Consider the following 14,653-nt stretch of genomic DNA (forward strand, 5'->3'; position numbering starts at 1 on the left):
CAATGCCTCTGGAGAACACCATGGACACCAAAGTCAAACCCGATATCGAGAACCTGCGCATCAACGGCCAGCGCCTGTGGGATTCGCTCATGGAGCTGGCGCAGATCGGCGCCACCCCCAAGGGCGGCGTGTGCCGCCTGACCCTCACCGACCTGGACAAGCAGGGCCGCGATCTCGTCACCCGCTGGGCGCGCGAGGCGGGCATGACGGTGACCATCGACAAGATCGGCAACGGCTTCATGCGCCGCCCCGGGCGCAACAACAGCCTGCCGCCCATCATGACCGGCAGCCACATCGACACCCAGCCCACGGGCGGCAAGTTCGACGGCAACTACGGCGTGCTGGCGGGCATCGAGGTGGTGCGCACGCTCAACGACCACGGCATCGAGACCGAGGCGCCCATCGAAGTCGCGTTCTGGACCAACGAGGAGGGCAGCCGCTTCGTGCCCGTGATGATGGGCTCGGGCGTGTTCGCCAAGGCCTTCACGCTGGAACACGCCTACGCCGCCACCGACACCGAGGGCAAGACCGTGAAGGGCGAGCTGGAACGCATCGGCTACGTGGGCGACCAGGAACCCGGCGACCACCCCATCGGTGCCTACTTCGAAACCCACATCGAGCAAGGTCCGGTGCTGGAAGACAACGACAAGACCATCGGCGTGGTCAGCGGCGTGCTGGGCATCCGCTGGTTCGACTGCACCGTGACCGGCATGGAAGCCCACGCCGGCCCCACCCCCATGGCGCTGCGCAAGGATGCGATGCTGGCCGCCACGCGCATCATGCAGGACGTGGTGGCGGCAGCCCACCGCCACCCGCCGCACGGACGTGGCACCGTGGGCATGGTGCAGGTGTTTCCGAACAGCCGCAACGTGATCCCCGGGCGGGTCAAGTTCAGCATCGACCTGCGCAACAGCACCGACGAACTCGTGGACCAGATGGCCGCCGAGGTGAAGGCCCTGGCCGGGCAGGTGGCCCAGGAACACGGCGTGCAGGTGCACATCGAGATGGTGTCCAGCTACCCGGCCCAGGCCTTCCACGAGAACTGCGTGGAGGCCGTGGGCCGCGCGGCCGCCAAGCTCGGTTACAGCCACATGCCCGCTGTCTCGGGCGCGGGGCACGATGCCGTGTACATGGCCAAGCTGGCGCCCAGCGGCATGATCTTCATCCCGTGCAAGGACGGGATCAGCCACAACGAGATCGAGGATGCGAAGCCCGAGCACATCACGGCGGGGTGCAACGTGCTGCTGCATGCCATGCTCGAGCGGGCGGGGACTTGATGCTATATAAATGATAGCTGACGGCGCTTGACGGACAAGCGCTGGCAGCAGTTCTTCCCCGAAATGCGGCCGTGCGCCGTCAGTGCAGTTCCGTCAGCCCCAGGAAGTGGTCCAGCATGTGGAAGTGGTCTTCAAAGAACTCCTCTTCCAGGCCCGCCAGCTGGCCGATGGGCGTCCACTGCACCAGCATCGCGTCGTCATCGGCCTGCACCACGGGAAACGGCGTGTCCCCCAGATCGAAGTAGTGCGCGTGCGTGAGCGTGCGCCCGCGCTGGCTGCGGTCGGGGTGGTCGAACACCGCCACCGACTGCAGGGCGGCGCGCATGGTGGCCTCGGGCAGGTGGCAGTGGGTTTCTTCCACCAGTTCGCGCAGGCACGACTGCCACACGGTCTCGCGCTGTTCGATGAAACCGCCGGGCACCGCCAGCTGGCCCTTGCCGGGGGCGTGGGCGCGGCGTATCAGCAGCACATGGTCGCGGCAGCGCAGCACGGCGTCCACCGTCACGAACACGGGCGGATAGGGCGCGGCCGCCCAGGCCTGGCGGTAGCCGCGCAGCATCCGCCACTCCTGCTGCAGCGCCAGGTAGGGCGGGGTCTGCGCGAACTGGACCAGCGTGGCCAGGGTGCTGGGGGGCATCTGGTTGGCCAGGGGGGCGAGGGCGGAGGGAACGGTGTCGGGGCTCGCACCAAACCAGGCGTCGCGGATGGCCGTGGCGTCGATGGGGCCCTGGCGCTCCACATGGATGAGCTCCCAGCCGGGGAACGCGCTCAGGTAGCCGCTGGTGGCGTCCTTGAAGTGGCCCACCAGCCCGGTGCGCGCACTCGGTGCGGTCAAACGCGCCACACCCTGGCGCACGGCCTGCACCCACACGGCCTCGTTGTAGTAGTCGCGCATGGGCAGCACCTGCACGCGGCTGCGGTCGGCCTCGGGCAGCGCCATCAGCAGCATGGCTTCGCGCTCCTGCCAGGTGAAGGGGTTCTTGGGCGAGCGCGCCTGCCAGGCCGAGCCCACCACCACGATGACCTGCTGCGCGCTGTCGAGCGCGCGCCGCAGCAGCGCGATGTGGCCGTTGTGCACGGGTTCAAAACGCCCGATGTAGATGGCGGTATCGAGCATGTGTCTCCATTGCTGGGTTGTATTTTTGAGGTTTTTTGGCCGCTGGCGCTTGTCTATCAAGCGCCAGCAGCTATCTTTTTTGTAGTGATTTTATCTGATCGATGGTTCATGCATACCGTGCCGCAATCGGCATCTGCCGCCCGCTGCCAAAGGCCCGGGCCCGCACGCGCACGATGGGCGGGGCCTGGCGGCGTTTGTATTCGTTGCGCGCCACCATCATGCGCACGCGCTGCACCAGCGCGCGGCCGGCTTCTTCCTGCTGCAGTTGCGCCACGAAGGCCTGCGCGGCCGCATGCTCGGCGCTCGACAGGCGGTCGCCCTCGATCAGCAGCTTGAGCACTTCGTCCAGCACCGGGTAGGGGGGCAGGCTGTCCACGTCGCGCTGGCCGGGCGCCAGCTCGGCGGACGGTTCCTTGTCGATGATGGCCTGCGGAATCAGCTCGCGCCCGGCGTGTTCGTTGACATGGCGCGCAAGCGCGAACACCTCGGTCTTGTACAGGTCGCCGATCAGGCCCAGCCCGCCGTTGGTGTCGCCATACAGCGTGCAGTAGCCCACCGAGATTTCCGACTTGTTGCCGGTGGTGAGCAGCAGGTGGCCGAAGGCGTTGGAATACTCCATCAGCACCGTGCCACGGATGCGCGCCTGCAAATTTTCAAGCGGCAGGCCCGCCAGCGGCGGGCCAAAGCTGGCCTCGAACTGCCGCGCGTAGCCCGCCACCAGATCGGCGATCGGGTGCGTGAAGAGCTGCACGCCCAGGTTGCGGCACAGCGCCACCGAGTCATCGACCGAGCCGCTGCTGGAATAGCGCGAGGGCATGGTGATGCCCACCACGTTCCCGGGTCCCAGCGCCTCGGCCGCCAGCGCGAGGGTGAGCGCGCTGTCGATGCCGCCCGAGCTGCCCACCACCACCTGCGTGAAGCCGCAGCGCCGCGCGTAGTCCGAAAGGCCCAGCACGATCTGCTGGCGGTAGAAATCCATCGTGGGCAGGCCCTGCTCCGGCACGGGCGCGGGGCGTGCGCCTTCCGCCGTGAAGAAGCTTCCGCCCTCGAACCGGAGCGTGCGCACGTCCTCCACGAAGCGTGGCGCCTCGAAGACGATGCCGGCCTCGGGCTCGGCGGCGAACGAGGCGCCGTCATACACCACCTGGTCGTGCCCGCCCACCTGGTTCACATACAGGATGGGCAGGCCGTGCCGGCGCGAGGAGCCGCCAAAGATCTGGTGGCGCTGTTCGCGCTTGCCGATGTGGCTGGGGCTGGCATTGATGCTCACCACCAGGTCGGGTGCCGCGTCGCGCATGCGCTCGAAGGGGTTCGTCACGTAGTCGGCGCCGTGGTCGTTCCAGCCGTCCTCGCAGACCAGCAGGCCCACCTGGGCGTTGCCAATGCGCAGCACCTTGGCCACGTCGGGCCCCGGCTCGAAATGGCGGCGCTCGTCAAAGATGTTGTAGGTGGGCAGCAGCTGCTTGGCGTATTGCAGGCGCACGGTGCCGCCCTGCAGCACCAGCAGGCTGTTGTGCAGCCGCTTGCCGGGGCCGCGCGCGGGCATGGGCGCACCCACCACCCAGTGCAGTTGCGGCAGCCCGGCGGAGGCCTGCTGCAGCGCGGCCAGGCCGGCCTCGATGCGCTGCTGGAAGGCGCTTTCCTCCAGCATGTCGCCGGGGTAGTAGCCGCACAGCGACAGTTCGCTGAACACGATGAGGTCGGCCTGTTCGCGCGCCGCCTGCCGCGCGGCGGCCACCATGCGGGCCACGTTGCCCTCGATGTCGCCGACGGTGAAGTTGAGCTGGGCGATGGTGATGCGGAGCATGGTGTCATTCATCCTAAGGTTCGATTTCGTCGGCAGCCGCCGACACGGGCGCAGCCCATGCCAGGGACGCCAAGCAAGGGCCGCACCGCAGTGAGGGCGTCGTCTCCCCGGAGGAAGGCGCGAAGCGACTCAGGGGGGCTTCTTATGCAATGCTGAAGACCTGGCGCAGGTATGCCAAGTATGTTTCATCGTCGCACAGCGTCTTGCCGGGCGTGTCCGAGAGCTTGGCCACGGGCTGGCCGTTGGCGTGCGTGAGCTTCATCACGATGTTGAGGGGCTTGTGGTCTGCGCCCATGTCGTTGGTGAGGTTCGTGCCAATGCCAAACCCGAGCTGCGTGCGGTCGCCAAAGTGGCGGTACAGCATGAGGGCGCGCTCCAGGTCGAGGCCATCGGAGAACACCAGGCGCTTGGTGTGCGCGTCGATGCGCAGCCTGGCATAGTGCGCCAGCGCCTTTTCGCCCCAGGCCACCGGGTCGCCCGAGTCGTGGCGCAGGCCGTCGAACAGCTTGGCGAAGTACAGGTCGAAGTCGGCCAGGAAGGCGTCCATGCCCACGGTGTCGGTCAGCGCGATGCCCAGGTCGCCCCGGTACTCCTGCACCCAGTCCTCCAGCGCGGCCTTTTGAAAGTCGCGCAGCCGCACGCCCAGCGCCTGGTAGGTTTGCAGGTATTCGTGCGCCATGGTGCCGATGGGCACCAGGTTCAAATCGCGCGCCAGCAGCACGTTGCTGGTGCCCTTGAACCACTGGGGTGTCTGCTCTGCAAATGTCTTGACCACCTCGCGCTGCCAGTCGCCGCTGTAGCGGCGGCGCAGGCCGAAGTCGAACAGCTCGAAGGGGTGGCGCAAGGTGGCTTGCCGGGCCAGGTCCTGCAACCGCTGTACCTTGGCGGCCAGGCGCTCGCGCCCGCTGGCCAGCGCTGCGGCCGCGTCGAAGCGGCGAAAGTACAGTTCGTTCACGATGGCCAGCACGAAGATCTCGAAGCCCATCACATGCACCTGGGGGCCGCGGGCCACGATGGTCAGCGTGTCGCCCTCGGCCCGCGCCTCGATGAAGTTGCGCTGGAACTGGAAGAGGCGCAGGAAGTCGACGAAGTCGCTCTTGATGAAGCGCAGGCTGCCCAGGTAGTCGAGCTCGCCCTTGGTAAAGCGCAGCGAGCACAGGTGGTCCAGCTCGGCGTTCACCTGCGGCAGCAGCTCGGCCAGCGGGTACAGGGGCTGGTTGCGGCACACGAAGCGGTATTCGCTTTGCGTCTGCGGATGGCGGTGCAGCAGGGCCTGCCACATGGTGAACTTGTACAGGTCGGTGTCGAGCAGGCTGGTGATGATGCGAGTCATGATGGTGCTCCTGTTTTTATAGCTTGTTGCGCTTGTTCAGCAAGCGCTAAAGGCCGATTTCCGTGCTGGTGGCCAGCTGTACGCCTTGCGCGCGCATGGCGTCGAGGAAGGCCTGGTGCTGCGCCTCGAAGCCGCCCACGGGGCTCATGCAGTCGGTCAGCAGCACGATGTGGCCGGGCCGGGCGCCCGCCGCCTGCAGGCGGGGCAGGTGCCGCACGATGTGTTCGGTGGTGGCGCGCACGCAGTGGCTGCTGGCCTCGTCGGCGATGAGGAGCAGGTCGGCGGTGTCGAGCGCCGCGAGCAGGCGGGTGTTGAGGGCGGTGTCCGGGTCGGCGGCATCGACCACCTCGGCCTGGATCGCGCTGTAGTGCTCGGTCCAGGGGTTGGTGCCCTTGAACACGTGGTGCACCGCGCGCTGTAGCTGCAGCTGCCAGTCGCCGCAGGCGGCCAGCACGTCGGCATGCACGCCGTGGCCCCAGCTGCCGATCTCGCAGTGCACCGGCCAGACCATGAGCGTGTAGCGGCCCTGGGCTTCCAGCGCATCCAGGTAGGCCAGCGTGCGGGGCAGTGCGGCGGCGCTGCGGGGGGTGAAGGCGCCGCTGCGCACCTGGGCCGCCGTGATGGGCGTGAAGGGCGCGACGGCCGACCCGTCGGCCTGCTGCCAGAAGCCGGGGTGGGCGATGTCGAAGCGCTGGTGCGAATCGAGCGTCACCGTGATGGCGTCGAGCCGCCCCGCCTGCGCGCGGATGAAGGCGGCCGCGCGCTGCAGGTCGGCGTGGGCGCCAGCCACGGGCAGGCTGGGCATCGTGCGGGTGCCGTCCGGCTGGCGGGGTTGCCAATCGGCCGGCAGGTCGCAGAAGTCGTTTTGCGGGTCGATCACCAGCAGCTGGATATTGCGGGCCATGGGCTTCTCCTTCGGTATGGGAACAGTGTAGGTTTGTTAGGTTAATAATGAAACTAACTAATGTGAAACCTCATGTTTCCGCTGTGCGCCAGCGGCCAGCACGCAAGCGCTTGGGGTTTGCGCCGCCCGGTGGTAGCCTCGTTCGTATATCTCTGCAATGAACCATGTGCCTTCCCCCATGAACGACGACAGCGCCTGTGCCGTGATCTGCACCGTGGATGTGGTGCTGCTGACCCTGGAAGAGGGGGTGCTGAAGGTGGCCCTGGTGCGCCGGGAGCACGCGCCGTTCGCCCAGGCGCTGGCGCTTCCGGGCGGTTACATCCACGCTCAGGACGATGTGGACGCCCAGGCCGCCGCCGCCCGCGTGCTGCGTGCCAAGGCGGGCCTGGAGAGTCCCTATCTGGAGCAGCTGGCCACCTTCTCGGGCGCGGTGCGGGACCCGCGGGGCTGGTCCCTGGCGGTGGCGTACTGTGCGCTGGTCCCGCCCGGGACGCTGGCCCAGGCGGAGGGCTGTGTGCAGCTGGTGGCCGTGGACGGCGGCCTGCCGCCGTTGCCGTTCGACCACCGCCAGATCGTCGATGCCGCCGTGTTGCGCGTGCGCAGCAAGAGCCAGTATTCGTCCATGCCCGTGCACCTGTGCGCCGAGCCCTTCACGCTGCCGCAGCTGCAGGCGGTCTACGAAGCCGTGCTGGGCGAGGCGATCAACAAGGTGAGCTTTCGCCGCAAGATGGACGAGCTCGCGATGCTGGAGGCACTGCCCGGTGCCCTGCAGACCGGCGGCGCCCACCGGCCCGCGCAGCTGTACCGGGTGCGTCACGCCTACCGGCGCAGCCTGTCGCTGAGCGCACGGGGGCTGTAGCGCCCTGGCGGCGGCGCGCACGCACGCACGAACGAACGAAAAAGTTGGACCGCGCCGGGGAAATCTGGCACAAACGCAAACTTTGTGTCCCACGAAGGGTGGGTGCGCGCCGGCGGGCCGGGAGGGCCGCCGCCGCACCGCCAACAACAACAAGCCGGCCCGACGCTGGCGCCTGAGGGTCATCCATGTCTTTGCGGCTGAAATTCAATCTGGTGCTGGCGGGTGTGCTGCTGCTGGCGGTGGTGGGGGCGGGGCTGTACGTGCACCGATTCCTGCAGCAGTCGGCGATCGAGGAGGTGCAGCACAACTCGCAGATCATGATGCATGCGGCCATGGCGATCCGCGACTACACCACCGAGCTCGTCAAGCCGCATCTGGACGTGACGCTGGCGGAAAAATTCCTCCCCCAGACGGTGCCAGCCTATGCCGCCACGGAGACCCTGCGTCGCCTGCAGAGCCGCTTTCCCGGGTATGAGTACAAGGAGGCGGTGCTCAATCCCACCAATCTGCGCGACCGCGCCACGGAATGGGAGGAGCGCATCATCGGCGACTTCCGCGAAGGCCGCGCGGACCTCAAGAAGGAGGTTTCCGGCGAGGTGGGCGAGGGCATGCACCGCGCCCTGTACGTGGCCCGCCCCATCACCATCAAGCAGGCCCAGTGCATGGCCTGCCACAGCACACCGGCCGTGGCGCCCCCCACCATGCTCAAGGTGTATGGCGACAAGAACGGCTTTGGCTGGGGCATGAACGAAACGGTGGGCATCCAGGTGGTGAAGGTGCCGATGTACTTCCCGCTGGAGAAGGCGCGCCAGACCTTCTATACCGTGATGGGCGCGCTGCTGGGCAGCTTCGTGCTGCTGTTCGTGGTGCTGAACCTGTCGCTGTCCTCGCTGGTGATCGAGCCCATGGCGCGCCTGAACCGCAAGCTCGAGGACCTGGCCACCAAGGACTTCCTGACCGATCTGGTCAACCGCCGCCGCTTCTTCGAACGGCTGGAGACCGAGATGGCCGACACCCGCATCAAGAAGAGCCACCTGTCGGTGGTGATGTTCGACATCGACTTCTTCAAGCGCATCAACGACACCTTCGGGCACGATTCGGGCGACGTGGTGCTCAAGAGCACGGCGCTGCGCGTGCGCGAACTGCTGCGCTCGTCCGACTGCGCGGCGCGTTTCGGCGGGGAGGAGTTCATCATCCTGCTCAAGGAAACCCCGGTGGACGCCGCCATGGCCATGGCCGAGGCCGTGCGTGCCCGCATCGCCGGCGCGCCCTTCGATTCGGTGGGCCATGTGAGCGCGAGTTTTGGCGTGGCGACCTGGGACCATCACGAAGACGCCCATGCCCTCATCAAGCGCGCGGACACCGCCCTGTATGTGGCCAAGTCCCGGGGCCGCAACTGCGTGGTGCAGGCCGAGGAAGCGGTGGCCTGAGGCGCTGATCACGTTCCCCTGCGGGGGCGCGACGCGCAATTCACGCACTGTCTTCACATGGGGTGAGAAGGGTGCCGTCGCCGCTCAGGCAGTCGTCGTCTTTGCTTCTTCGTAGGTCGCCAGGTATTCCTTGGCCAGCTGCATCTTCTGCTTTTCGGTCAGCAGCTTGCCGGCCATCTGGAAGAATTTGTGTTCCTCTTCTTCCAGGTGGTGCTCGACCTTCTCGGCCAGTTTTTTGGCCAGCGGCAGCCAGGCGGGCGTTGCGGGGTCGGCATCCTCCAGCGATTCCACCAGTTCATCGAGCTGGTGGTGTTCGGAGATCGCGTGGCGGGATAGATCAACGCCCGCATCGTGCGCCATCAGCGGAATGTAGAAATGCCGCTCCTCGGCCAGCTCGTGCGCCAGCAGTTCTGTCTTGAGCTGCTCGAACAGGTCGTGCCGCTCGGGCGTGTCGCCGCTGGTATCGACCAGCTGCTTGCACAGCGCGCGCTGCCGTTCGTGGCTTTCGCGCAGCGCTTCAAAGATGTTGAGGGCCATGGGATTCCTGATTTCTTTTCTTGTGCGTGGATCGTGGGGGTGCAACCAAGCCGTGGCGGCTACTTCAGCGCCTTGCGCGCGGCGCCCACGCCCACGGCGGCGAGGACCACGAACACCACGGCGATGATCAGGAAGATCACGAACAGCACTTTGGCAATGCCAGCGGCGCCGGCAGCCACACCGGTGAAGCCCAGCGCGCCTGCAACCAGGGAAATCAGGGCAAAAATGATGGCGTACTTCAGCATGATGGTCGCTCCTTGCGGGGGTTGAAGAGCAGCCCGGGGCTGCGTGAGGGTGTGCAGGAACGATACCGGTGGGGCGGGTGCGCGGCCGTCAGCCCGGGCGGGTTGCCGCTGTAGGAGAGGGCCCCTGGGCGCGGCTGCCAGACGCAGCGCGAAAAAAAGCCGCAACGCCTGGGCGTTGCGGCTTGGGGCCGGGGAGGGCTTACGGCGTGTGATTCGCGCGGCGGGTTTTACAGCCCTGCTGCTGCGCGCAGTGCCGCCGCCTTGTCCGTCTTTTCCCAGCTGAATTCGGGCTCTTCGCGGCCGAAGTGGCCGTAGGCCGCCGTCTTTTCGTAGATTGGGCGCAGCAGGTCCAGCATCTGGATGATGCCCTTGGGTCGCAGGTCGAACTGCTCCTTCACCAGCGCGGCAATGCGCTCGTCGGAGATCACGCCCGTGCCTTCGGTGTAGACCGTGATGTTCATCGGCTCGGCCACGCCGATGGCGTAGGCCACCTGGATCTGGCACTGGCGCGCCAGGCCGGCGGCCACGATGTTCTTGGCCACGTAGCGGGCGGCGTAGGCGGCCGAGCGGTCCACCTTCGTGGGGTCCTTGCCGCTGAAGGCGCCGCCGCCATGGGGGCAGGCGCCGCCGTAGGTGTCCACGATGATCTTGCGGCCTGTGAGGCCGCAGTCGCCCTGCGGGCCGCCGATGACGAAGCGGCCCGTGGGGTTGATCAGGTAGCGCGTGTTCTGCAGCCATTCCTTGGGCAGCACGGGCTTGATGATCTCTTCGATGATGGCTTCGGTGAACGAGGCCTTCATCTTGGTTTGCGTTTCGCTCTGGTCGGGGTGGTGCTGGGTGGAGAGCACCACGGTGTCGATGCTGTGGGGCTTGCCGTCCACATAGCGCATCGTCACTTGCGACTTGGCGTCGGGACGCAGGAAGGGCAGGCGGCCGTCCTTGCGCAGCTGGGCCTGGCGCTCCACCAGGCGGTGCGCGTAGTAGATGGGCGCGGGCATCAGCTCGGGCGTCTCGTCGCAGGCGTAGCCGAACATCAGGCCCTGGTCGCCGGCGCCGGTGTTCAGGTGGTCGTCGGACGCGTGGTCCACGCCCTGGGCGATGTCGTTGGACTGCTTGTCATAGGCCACGAGCACGGCGCAGCCCTTGTAATCGATGCCGTAGTCGGTGTTGTCGTAGCCGATGCGCTTGATGGTGTCGCGCGCCACCTGGATGTAGTCCACGTGGGCGTTGGTGGTGATCTCGCCGGCCAGCACCACGAGGCCGGTGTTGGTCAGCGTTTCGGCGGCGACACGCGAGCGGGGGTCCTGCTTGAAGATCGCATCGAGAATCGCGTCCGAGATCTGGTCGGCCACCTTGTCGGGGTGGCCTTCGGAGACGGATTCCGAGGTAAAGAGAAAGTCGTTCGCCATTTGAATAAACTCCTGTGTTCCGGCATTTGGGGCGTTGCCCTCACCCCGAAGGAGCTTTGGCGAACGCTTTAGCAGATTTATTTAACGTCGCCCTGCAAGTTGCTCATTTAACTCAGCGACCCATCCATTTTAATGCCAGTCGTCTTCCGATTCTTTTCCGTATTTCCGCTGTGGTTGCTGCACATCATGGGCGCGGCCATGGGCTGGGTGGCGTTCGCCGCCTCGCCCACCTACCGGCGCCGCTTCCTGGCCAATGTGGCGCTGGCGGGTTATCCGTTCGGGACCGTGCGCGCGGCCGTGGCCCATGCGGGGCGGATGGTGACCGAGCTGCCCCGCCTGTGGCTGGGCGCGCCCATGCCCTGCCGGCTGGAGGGCGAGGCCTGCGTCGAGGCGGCCTACGCGGCCGGGCGCGGCATCGTGTACCTCACGCCCCACCAGGGGTGCTTCGAGCTGTCGGCGCAGGCCGCGGCCCGGCGCTGGAGCGCCGAGCGCGGGCCCATCACCGTGCTGTACCGCCCCGCGCGCCAGGCCTGGCTGGCCAAGGTGATGGAAACCGCGCGCAACCGGCCCGGCATGCTCGCCGTGCCCACCACGCTCGCGGGGGTGCGCCAGATGATCAAGGCCCTGCGCCGGGGCGAGGCCGTGGGCCTGCTGCCCGACCAGGTGCCGCCCGAAGGGCAGGGCCACTGGGCGCCTTTCTTTGGCCGGGACGCCTACACCATGACCCTGGCCGTGCGCCTGGCCCAGCAGACGGGCGCGGCCGTGGTGCTGGCGCGCTGCGAGCGCCTGCCCTGGGGCCGGGGTTTCGTCACCCACTTCGAGCCGCTGGCACAGCCGCTGTCCGACCAGATCGACGTCGCCGTCCTGCAGATCAACCAGGCCATGGAACACCTCATCCGCCAATGCCCCGAACAGTACCTGTGGGGCTACGCCCGCTACAAGCAGCCGCGCGCTGAGTCGGCCGCGGCGCCCGAGGTGGCCGCATGACGGGCCGCCTGGGGGTCTGGTTCATGCGCGTGCTGGCGCGCCTGCCGCTGCCGGTGCTGCGCGGCATGGGCTGGTTGATCGGCCGCATCCTGTTCGTGCTGGCCGGGCCGCGCCGGCGTGTGGCGCTGCGCAATCTGGCGCTGTGTTATCCCGATGCCAGCGAGCAGCAGCGCCGTGCCTGGGCGCAGGAAACCTTCGTGGTGTTCTGCCAGTCGTGGCTGGACCGCAGCTGGCTGTGGTTCGCGCCCCGGGATGTGGTGCTCGAGCGCGTGAAGCTGCGGGGAGCGCTCAACGAGCTGGAGGGCGACACGCCCACCATCATCTTCGCGCCGCATTTCTACGGCATGGATGCGGGCGGCTCGGCGCTCACGCTGCACACGTCGCGCGCGTTCACGTCGATCTTCTCCACCCACCCGGACCCGGCCGTGGATGCCTGGTTCCGCGAGGGGCGCCAGCGCTTTGGCGACGTGCGCATGCTCAACCGCAACGACGGGGTCAAGCCCATCATCGCCAATCTGCGCAAGGGTGGCCTGCTGTACCTGTTGCCCGACATGGACTTCGGCCGCAACGACTCGCTGTTCGTGCCGTTCTACGGCATGCAGGCCGCCACCGTGCCGTCGCTGTCGCGCTTTGCGCGGCTGGGGCGGGCCAAGGTGATCGCGATGGTCACGCGCCTCACGCCCACGGGCTATGTGGCCGAGATCTCGCCTGCCTGGCCCGGCTACCCCACCGACGACGTGCAGGCGGACACCGCCCTCATGAACGCCAATCTGCAGCGCTACATCGATGTGTCGCCCGGCCAGTACTACTGGGTGCACAAGCGCTTCAAGACGCGGCCCGAGGGCGAAGGCTCGGTGTACTGAATGACGCCAGGCGCAGCCGGCTCCTGCTGGCTGGCCGCTCGCGGGCGCGGACAGGCGGGGCACCCGTTGTCACTGGGTTCAAACAGGCTGCAGCGCTTACGCTTCAAGCGCTGACAGCTATCATTTTTGCTGCAAAAAGTGCCGCAGCTCCATCGCCACGCGCTCGGGGTGTTCGTGCACGACCCAGTGCGAGGCCTGCTCCACGCGGTGCAGCTGCAGTTGGGGAATCCAGCCCGGCAGGCCGTCGAGCAGCCCGGGCAGCAGGGCCGGGTCGTCCATCGCCCAGAGCACCAGGGTCGGCACGGCCACGGTGAGCATGCTGTCCGGCAGGGTGATCGCCTGCACGCTGTCGTCGCCCTCGCGGGGTGGGCGCAGGGGGCTGGCGCGGTAGTAGTTGCAGGCCCCGGTCAGGCCCTGCTGCCACAGGGCGCGGTACTGGGCGCGCACGCTCTCGGTGAGCCAGGCGGGGGCGCGGCCGTCCGGTGCGTCGAAAAAGCCGAACAGGCGGCGAAAATCGTTCTCGGCCAGCAGCGCCTCGGCGTCCGGGCGGCAGAGAAAGTGCATGTACTGGCTGGCGGCCTGCTGCGCGGGGCTGTGCTGCAGCTCGCGCAGGAACGTGCCCGGGTGGGGCGAATTGATGATGGCCAGGCGCTTCATCAGCCCCGGCTGCTGGTTGGCCAGGTTCCAGGCCACGGCCCCGCCCCAGTCGTGCGCCACCAGGCATTCGAGCGGGCCGCCCGGGGACTCGGCCGCGATCAGGGCCGCGAGGTCCTGCACCAGGTGTTTGGCGCGGTAGGCCTCGGCCTCGGCCGGGCTGCTGGAGGGCCCGAAGCCGCGCAGGTAGGGTGCGATGCAGCGGTAGCCGCCGTTCTCAGGCCGAGCGAAGTGCAGCAGCAGTTCGTCCCAGATGAAGGCGCCTTCCGGGAAACCGTGCAGCAGCAGCAGCACCGGACGGCCGGCCACGCCGGTCACGCGGCAGTGCAGGGTGATGCCGTGGGGCAGGGTGACGGAGCGGGTCTGGATCATGATGCTATGAATTGAATAGCTAGCAGCGCATGACAGACAAGCGCCGTGCCTAATTTTGCTGAGAATCCTCAGGGGCTTCCGGTGCGGCGGTGCCGTCGGGCGCTGCTGCGGGGGCGGCCGGCTGTACCGGGTGTGCCCATTGCCACAGCAGCTGCGCCACCTCGTCCACGCCTTGTTTCTTGAGGGCCGAGAACATCTTCACCTCTCCACCGCCCGCGTTCAGTCGCGTAATCGACAGCACCTTGGCCTGCTCGGCGCGGGTGAGCTTGTCGGCCTTGGTCAGCACGATGAGGAACTTGAGACCCTCTTCGACGCGCGGGCGCACCACTTCCAGCAGGGCCTCGTCCAGCTCGGTCAGGCCCAGGCGCGGGTCGCACAGCAGCACGATGCCCGTGAGCCCGGGGCGGCTGACCAGGTAGTTCACCATCACCTGCTGCCAGCGCACCTTGTCCGAGCGCGACACGGCGGCGTAGCCGTAACCGGGCAGGTCAGCCAGCACCGCGTCCATCACGCCCTGCTTGCCCAGGGAAAACAGGTTGATGTGCTGGGTGCGCCCGGGTTTCTTGGACGCGAACGCGAGCTGCTTTTGCTGGGTGAGCGTGTTGATGCAGGTGGATTTGCCCGCATTGGAGCGGCCCACGAAGGCGATTTCAGGCACGTCGATGGGCGGCAGATGGTGCAGCTGCGCGGCCGTGGTCAGGAACTTGGCCGTGTGCATCCAGCCCATGGCGGTCTTGGCGTCAGGTGCGGGCGGAAGGGAGCCAGCAACTGGCGCGGTAGGAGATGTCGTCATGGGGAATTGGGATGCGAGGGAGCCTCATTGTAGAATCGCGAGGTTTTGCGCACATAAACACAGACC

14 protein-coding genes are annotated in these 14,653 nt (G+C 67.4%); 5 read left to right on the forward strand and 9 right to left on the reverse strand.

Annotated features, from left to right (window positions below; genetic code table 11):
• The first annotated feature begins 20 nt into the window (after nucleotides 1–20).
• A complete protein-coding gene (locus AC07OD_RS20775; RefSeq protein WP_218340362.1) occupies nucleotides 21–1,277 on the forward strand; it encodes a Zn-dependent hydrolase in 1,257 nt (418 codons plus the stop codon).
• 79 nt (nucleotides 1,278–1,356) lie between these two features.
• Here AC07OD_RS20775 and AC07OD_RS20780 read toward each other — a convergent pair whose 3' ends face one another.
• The 4 genes from AC07OD_RS20780 to AC07OD_RS20795 all read right to left on the reverse strand — a co-directional run bounded on the left by AC07OD_RS20780 (nucleotide 1,357) and on the right by AC07OD_RS20795 (nucleotide 6,438).
• The gene (locus AC07OD_RS20780) at nucleotides 1,357–2,394 is read right to left on the reverse strand and encodes a bifunctional nicotinamide-nucleotide adenylyltransferase/Nudix hydroxylase (protein ID WP_494597934.1); all 1,038 of its coding nucleotides are present in this window, start codon (nucleotides 2,392–2,394) and stop codon (nucleotides 1,357–1,359) included.
• Between the two features lie 106 nt (nucleotides 2,395–2,500).
• Nucleotides 2,501–4,201: an NAD+ synthase gene (locus AC07OD_RS20785; protein ID WP_494597935.1), complete on the reverse strand. Its 1,701-nt coding sequence runs from the start codon at nucleotides 4,199–4,201 to the stop codon at nucleotides 2,501–2,503.
• 142 nt (nucleotides 4,202–4,343) lie between these two features.
• Nucleotides 4,344–5,534, reverse strand: a complete 1,191-nt coding sequence (gene pncB, locus AC07OD_RS20790; RefSeq protein WP_494597936.1) for a nicotinate phosphoribosyltransferase — start codon at nucleotides 5,532–5,534, stop codon at nucleotides 4,344–4,346.
• Between the two features lie 46 nt (nucleotides 5,535–5,580).
• Entirely contained in the window at nucleotides 5,581–6,438 is an 858-nt protein-coding gene (locus AC07OD_RS20795) for a cysteine hydrolase family protein (protein ID WP_494597937.1), read from the reverse strand.
• Nucleotides 6,439–6,595: 157 nt separating this feature from the next.
• On the opposite strand from AC07OD_RS20795, the gene AC07OD_RS20800 reads away from it, so the two are divergent.
• Both AC07OD_RS20800 and AC07OD_RS20805 read left to right on the forward strand, forming a co-directional pair.
• Nucleotides 6,596–7,297 (forward strand): NUDIX hydrolase, encoded by a 702-nt coding sequence (locus AC07OD_RS20800; protein WP_494597938.1) that lies wholly within the window; start codon nucleotides 6,596–6,598, stop codon nucleotides 7,295–7,297.
• 185 nt (nucleotides 7,298–7,482) lie between these two features.
• Nucleotides 7,483–8,727: a diguanylate cyclase gene (locus AC07OD_RS20805; RefSeq protein WP_218340357.1), complete on the forward strand. Its 1,245-nt coding sequence runs from the start codon at nucleotides 7,483–7,485 to the stop codon at nucleotides 8,725–8,727.
• A gap of 84 nt (nucleotides 8,728–8,811) precedes the next feature.
• Here AC07OD_RS20805 and AC07OD_RS20810 read toward each other — a convergent pair whose 3' ends face one another.
• The 3 genes from AC07OD_RS20810 to metK form a co-directional block, all read right to left on the reverse strand.
• The gene (locus tag AC07OD_RS20810; protein ID WP_218293402.1) at nucleotides 8,812–9,264 is read right to left on the reverse strand and encodes a hemerythrin domain-containing protein; all 453 of its coding nucleotides are present in this window, start codon (nucleotides 9,262–9,264) and stop codon (nucleotides 8,812–8,814) included.
• A 59-nt stretch (nucleotides 9,265–9,323) separates the two neighbouring features.
• On the reverse strand, nucleotides 9,324–9,509 hold the full coding sequence (locus AC07OD_RS20815) for a DUF1328 domain-containing protein (protein WP_218340356.1): 186 nt from the start codon (nucleotides 9,507–9,509) through the stop codon (nucleotides 9,324–9,326).
• Nucleotides 9,510–9,736: 227 nt separating this feature from the next.
• A complete protein-coding gene (gene metK / locus AC07OD_RS20820; RefSeq protein ID WP_010462160.1) occupies nucleotides 9,737–10,918 on the reverse strand; it encodes a methionine adenosyltransferase in 1,182 nt (393 codons plus the stop codon).
• A 132-nt stretch (nucleotides 10,919–11,050) separates the two neighbouring features.
• On the opposite strand from metK, the gene AC07OD_RS20825 reads away from it, so the two are divergent.
• Together AC07OD_RS20825 and AC07OD_RS20830 are read left to right on the forward strand one after the other, a co-directional pair.
• Nucleotides 11,051–11,905 carry a lysophospholipid acyltransferase family protein gene (locus tag AC07OD_RS20825; RefSeq protein ID WP_369641629.1) on the forward strand — a complete coding sequence of 285 codons (855 nt, stop codon included), beginning with the start codon at nucleotides 11,051–11,053 and terminating at the stop codon, nucleotides 11,903–11,905.
• Nucleotides 11,902–12,768 carry a lysophospholipid acyltransferase family protein gene (locus tag AC07OD_RS20830; protein WP_218293406.1) on the forward strand — a complete coding sequence of 289 codons (867 nt, stop codon included), beginning with the start codon at nucleotides 11,902–11,904 and terminating at the stop codon, nucleotides 12,766–12,768. The genes AC07OD_RS20825 and AC07OD_RS20830 overlap by 4 nt, the downstream gene beginning before the upstream one ends.
• Nucleotides 12,769–12,888: 120 nt before the next feature.
• On the opposite strand, the gene AC07OD_RS20835 is transcribed toward AC07OD_RS20830, so the two are convergent.
• Together AC07OD_RS20835 and yihA are read right to left on the reverse strand one after the other, a co-directional pair.
• On the reverse strand, nucleotides 12,889–13,794 hold the full coding sequence (locus AC07OD_RS20835) for an alpha/beta fold hydrolase (protein WP_218340353.1): 906 nt from the start codon (nucleotides 13,792–13,794) through the stop codon (nucleotides 12,889–12,891).
• Nucleotides 13,795–13,843: 49 nt separating this feature from the next.
• Nucleotides 13,844–14,587 (reverse strand): ribosome biogenesis GTP-binding protein YihA/YsxC, encoded by a 744-nt coding sequence (yihA, locus tag AC07OD_RS20840; RefSeq protein WP_218293408.1) that lies wholly within the window; start codon nucleotides 14,585–14,587, stop codon nucleotides 13,844–13,846.
• Between the last annotated feature and the right edge of the window lie 66 nt (nucleotides 14,588–14,653).

This window comes from Acidovorax sp. GW821-FHT10E03 (assembly GCF_059415205.1).

Bases quoted from the DNA above. Each gene is read 5' to 3' on its own strand.
- AC07OD_RS20815 (WP_218340356.1), bottom strand. From the start codon at position 9,509: ATGCTGAAGTACGCCATCATTTTTGCCCTGATTTCCCTGGTTGCAGGC.
- AC07OD_RS20800 (WP_494597938.1), top strand. From the start codon at position 6,596: ATGAACCATGTGCCTTCCCCCATGAACGACGACAGCGCCTGTGCCGTG.
- AC07OD_RS20780 (WP_494597934.1), bottom strand. From the start codon at position 2,394: ATGCTCGATACCGCCATCTACATCGGGCGTTTTGAACCCGTGCACAAC.
- AC07OD_RS20825 (WP_369641629.1), top strand. From the start codon at position 11,051: ATGCCAGTCGTCTTCCGATTCTTTTCCGTATTTCCGCTGTGGTTGCTG.
- metK (WP_010462160.1), bottom strand. From the start codon at position 10,918: ATGGCGAACGACTTTCTCTTTACCTCGGAATCCGTCTCCGAAGGCCAC.
- AC07OD_RS20835 (WP_218340353.1), bottom strand. From the start codon at position 13,794: ATGATCCAGACCCGCTCCGTCACCCTGCCCCACGGCATCACCCTGCAC.
- AC07OD_RS20785 (WP_494597935.1), bottom strand. From the start codon at position 4,201: ATGCTCCGCATCACCATCGCCCAGCTCAACTTCACCGTCGGCGACATC.
- AC07OD_RS20795 (WP_494597937.1), bottom strand. From the start codon at position 6,438: ATGGCCCGCAATATCCAGCTGCTGGTGATCGACCCGCAAAACGACTTC.
- AC07OD_RS20775 (WP_218340362.1), top strand. From the start codon at position 21: ATGGACACCAAAGTCAAACCCGATATCGAGAACCTGCGCATCAACGGC.
- yihA (WP_218293408.1), bottom strand. From the start codon at position 14,587: ATGACGACATCTCCTACCGCGCCAGTTGCTGGCTCCCTTCCGCCCGCA.
- AC07OD_RS20805 (WP_218340357.1), top strand. From the start codon at position 7,483: ATGTCTTTGCGGCTGAAATTCAATCTGGTGCTGGCGGGTGTGCTGCTG.
- AC07OD_RS20810 (WP_218293402.1), bottom strand. From the start codon at position 9,264: ATGGCCCTCAACATCTTTGAAGCGCTGCGCGAAAGCCACGAACGGCAG.
- pncB (WP_494597936.1), bottom strand. From the start codon at position 5,534: ATGACTCGCATCATCACCAGCCTGCTCGACACCGACCTGTACAAGTTC.
- AC07OD_RS20830 (WP_218293406.1), top strand. From the start codon at position 11,902: ATGACGGGCCGCCTGGGGGTCTGGTTCATGCGCGTGCTGGCGCGCCTG.